Here is a 2,476-nt window from a genome sequence, read left to right as displayed (position 1 = left end):
TTCTCGGCGGTGCAGCAGATCCAGAAGACGCTGACCACCAGCTTCGTGGAAGCGGTGCTCGACGGCGTGATGGTGCTGGCCACGCTGGCGATGATGGCGGCCTACAGCGGCCGGCTCACCGCGATCGTGCTGTCCGCGGTCGCCGTGTACGCGTTGCTGCGCTGGGCCTTCTTCCGGCCGCTGCGCGAGGCCACCGAAGAATCGCTGGTGCATGAGTCGCGCAAGGCCAGCCACTTCCTGGAATCGCTGCGCGGTGTGCAGGCCATCAAGCTGTTCAACCGCCAGGCCGACCGGCAGGGTCGCTTCATGAACCTGGTGGTGGACGCGATGAACGCCGACATCGCCACCCGCCGCATCGACCTGCTGTTCGGCGTGCTGCACAAGCTGGTGTTCGGGCTGGAGCGGGTGGCCGTGGTGTGGGTGGGCGCGCTGCTGGTGATGGACGAGCACTTCACCGTGGGCATGCTGTTCGCGTTCATCGCGTTCAAGGAGCAGTTCGCCACCCGCTTCAGCGCGCTGATCGACAAGGCGGTGGAGCTGAAGATGCTGCGGCTGCAAGGCGAGCGGCTGGCCGACATCGTGCTGGCTGCGCCCGAGCCCGAGTTGCCGGCCGAGCGCGCGCTGCCCGAGGCGGCGCGCATCGAGCTGCGTGACCTGAGCTTTCGTTACTCCGATGCCGAGCCCGAGGTGCTGCGCGGCGTGAGCCTGGTCATCGAACCCGGCGAGTCGGTGGCCATCGTCGGGCCCTCCGGCTGCGGCAAGACGACGCTGCTCAAGCTGATGCTGGGCATCCATGCGCCGCAGGTGGGGCAGGTGAGCGTGGGCGGGCTGTCGCTGGCGCAGCTGGGTCTGGCGCGCTGGCGCTCGATGATCGGCACGGTGATGCAGGACGACGTGCTGTTCGCCGGCTCCATCGGCGAGAACATCTGCTTCTTCGACGCGGCGCCCGATGCGGCGTGGATCGAAGAATGTGCCCGCATGGCCTCGGTGCACGACGAGATTGAGGCAATGCCTATGGGTTACCACACCTTGATAGGTGACATGGGCGCCGCGATCTCGGGCGGGCAGAAGCAGCGGCTGCTGCTGGCGCGTGCGCTGTACAAGCGCCCGCAGGTGCTGCTGCTCGACGAGGCCACCAGCGCGCTGGACGTGGACCGTGAGCGGGCGGTGAACCAGAGCATCCGCCAGTTGTCGCTCACCCGCGTGATCGTGGCGCACCGCCCGGAGACCATCGCCGCCGCCAGCCGCGTGGTGGTGCTGGAGCAGGGGCGGGTGGCGCAGGACCTGCGCACGGTGGGGGCAGGGCGGGGATAGTGTTTCAGCCGGCCGTGGCCGCTTCCAGGGCGCTGAGCCACTGGATGGCGTGGCTGCGGTCCTTGCCGCACATCTCCACCGACGGTTGCAGCGAGCCACACACGGCTGGCCGCTGGGGCGAGCCGAAGATGGCGCAGCGCAGGTCGGGCAGCAATTGCACGCAGGGCACGCCCGCCGGCTTGCCTTGGGGCATGCCCGGAATGGCGCTGCTGATCGACGGGGCGATGCAGCAGGCAGCGCAACCGGGACGGCAGGCCAGGGTGTTGTGGGGCGATGGTGCGGTGGCGCTCACCCACTGATTGTCTCTGGCTGCCCGACTATCGCTGCGATGCGTGGGATTGATGACAAGACGGCGCCTTCACCGGCAAACTCTCAATCGAGATTCATTCGCATTTGGGGGTTCACATGGTCAAGACAGCCGCATTTGGCGTGGTGCACCTGGGCATCGCCTTCAGCGTCACTTTTGCACTCACTGGCAACCTGCTGGCCGCCAGTGCGGTCACGCTGATCGAGCCGGCCGTGAACATGGTGGCCCATTACTTCTTCGACAAGCACTGGAACGACGAGCGGGCAGAGGCCTGGGTGCAACGCCGCCTCGGGGCCTTGCGCCAGTGTTTCACGTGGAACAAAGGCCGCGCGGCTGAAGTGGCGTGAGCGCCGCCGGGTGAATGCCGGTCGCCTAAAATTGAGGCATCCCCATTCCCGAAGGCAAGCTGGCTGGTGCCGGCTTGAGTCCTGTGCTTCATCCCCAAGAATTTGACGTCATCGTGGTCGGCGGCGGCCATGCCGGCACCGAGGCTGCGCTGGCTGCTGCGCGCATGGGCTGCGCCACGCTGCTGCTCACCCACAACATCGAGACCCTGGGGCAGATGAGCTGCAACCCCTCGATCGGCGGCATCGGCAAGGGGCACCTGGTGAAGGAGGTGGACGCCCTGGGCGGTGCGATGGCGCTGGCCACCGACGAATCGGGCATCCAGTTCCGCATCCTCAATTCCAGCAAGGGCCCTGCGGTGCGGGCCACCCGCGCCCAGGCCGACCGGGTGCTGTACAAGGCCGCGATTCGCCACCGGCTGGAGAACCAGCCCAAGCTGTGGCTGTTCCAGCAGGCGGTGGACGACCTGATGGTGGAAGGTGACCGCGTGGTGGGCGCCGTCACCCAGAT

The 2,476-nt window shown here is 67.4% G+C and carries 4 protein-coding genes; 3 read left to right on the top strand and 1 reads right to left on the bottom strand.

The window, feature by feature from the left end; translation table 11 throughout:
• The coding region (locus tag ABNT58_RS29920) for a peptidase domain-containing ABC transporter (protein ID WP_348756988.1) at positions 1-1,314 on the top strand (1,314 nt) is incomplete at its 5' end.
• A gap of 4 nt (positions 1,315-1,318) precedes the next feature.
• On the opposite strand, the gene ABNT58_RS29915 is transcribed toward ABNT58_RS29920, so the two are convergent.
• Positions 1,319-1,540 carry a YkgJ family cysteine cluster protein gene (locus tag ABNT58_RS29915; RefSeq protein ID WP_348756989.1) on the bottom strand — a complete coding sequence of 74 codons (222 nt, stop codon included), beginning with the start codon at positions 1,538-1,540 and terminating at the stop codon, positions 1,319-1,321.
• A gap of 179 nt (positions 1,541-1,719) precedes the next feature.
• Between ABNT58_RS29915 and ABNT58_RS29910 the strand changes: the two genes are divergently transcribed.
• Positions 1,720-1,968 carry a DUF2061 domain-containing protein gene (locus ABNT58_RS29910; RefSeq protein ID WP_348756987.1) on the top strand — a complete coding sequence of 83 codons (249 nt, stop codon included), beginning with the start codon at positions 1,720-1,722 and terminating at the stop codon, positions 1,966-1,968.
• A gap of 83 nt (positions 1,969-2,051) precedes the next feature.
• The coding region (locus ABNT58_RS29905) for an FAD-dependent oxidoreductase (protein WP_348756986.1) at positions 2,052-2,476 on the top strand (425 nt) is incomplete at its 3' end.

Origin of the sequence: uncultured Aquincola sp. (assembly GCF_964001545.1) — a bacterium.
In the GTDB taxonomy this organism is placed as follows: Bacteria; Pseudomonadota; Gammaproteobacteria; order Burkholderiales; family Burkholderiaceae_C; genus Aquincola.
This window is presented reverse-complemented; position numbering and strand designations above follow the sequence as displayed.